Origin of the sequence: Caballeronia sp. INML2 (assembly GCF_023631365.1) — a bacterium.
Taxonomy (GTDB): domain Bacteria; phylum Pseudomonadota; class Gammaproteobacteria; order Burkholderiales; family Burkholderiaceae; genus Caballeronia; species Caballeronia turbans.
Genome location: NZ_JALQDH010000197.1, coordinates 1 through 901, shown reverse-complemented (window position 1 = coordinate 901; position 901 = coordinate 1). Strand labels below are relative to the sequence as shown.

Genomic DNA, 901 nt, shown 5'->3' with positions numbered 1-901 from the left:
GGGCGTGAATGACGGCGCAACTTCTCGGGTCGCACACTTAGCCGATGGTCGGGTTCACAACCGAGATGGTCGGGCCTGACGGTATCCAGTCACCCAGGTACCAGTTCTCCTTCCACACCGGATTTGTGCTCGTGATCGATCCCGTCACGATGTAGCCACTCGGCTCCAGGCCGCCGACGCTAAATGGGCCATCGTTCTGGCTGTTGTCGATATGGTTCGAGATGTGAATATCGACGGTCTTGGCGACCGGTCCCGCGAGCGATCCCAGATCGACCTGGATGCCCGGCCCCCCGCAGTCCAGCGTCTTCGGGTTGACGATCCTGATAGCCCGGAACACCGCCGAGTTGTCATTCGGCTCTATGTCGAGCCCCGCTTGAGGCGCTGTGCCAGCTATGTTCTGCCAGATAGGGTTGTTGAAAGTGATGGTGTCGCCCGAAGTGATAGTCACACCCTGGCGACGACAGCCGTCCGCGAGATGGTTGTTTATCGTGACGGACTTGCTCGTCACGCCGTCCGCGACGTAGCTGTTGGCGATGTATATGCCGTCACCCCAGCAGTCGATGGTTGTCGGCGAGGTAATCGTGACGTTCGAGCTGCCGGCGATCGAGATGCCCATGCCCCACTCGCCCGACGTGGCCGCATTAAGCGACTTGCTGCCGTCGAGGTACGGCGACTCGATTTTCACGTCGCTCACATCCCAGATGCGCAGCATCTGATACCAGTCAGTATTGTGAGCGAGCATCTTGATCGAAGCGCCCTGCGCAAACCGTATGTGGGTGTTCGAGCGCAGCGTGAGGCCCGTGCTGTCTATCCGGCTTTGCCCGGTGATCAGCAGAATCTGTCCGACTGACCCGTCGATCGCGGCTTGCAGCGCAACGCGGTCGTTCGTGATCCCGTCGCC

At 60.4% G+C, this 901-nt stretch carries 1 protein-coding gene; it reads right to left on the bottom strand.

The features are described from left to right. Window positions 1-37: 37 nt before the first annotated feature. Window positions 38-901: right-handed parallel beta-helix repeat-containing protein (locus NCT32_RS36955; RefSeq protein WP_250491559.1), on the bottom strand; the 864-nt coding region annotated here is incomplete at its 5' end.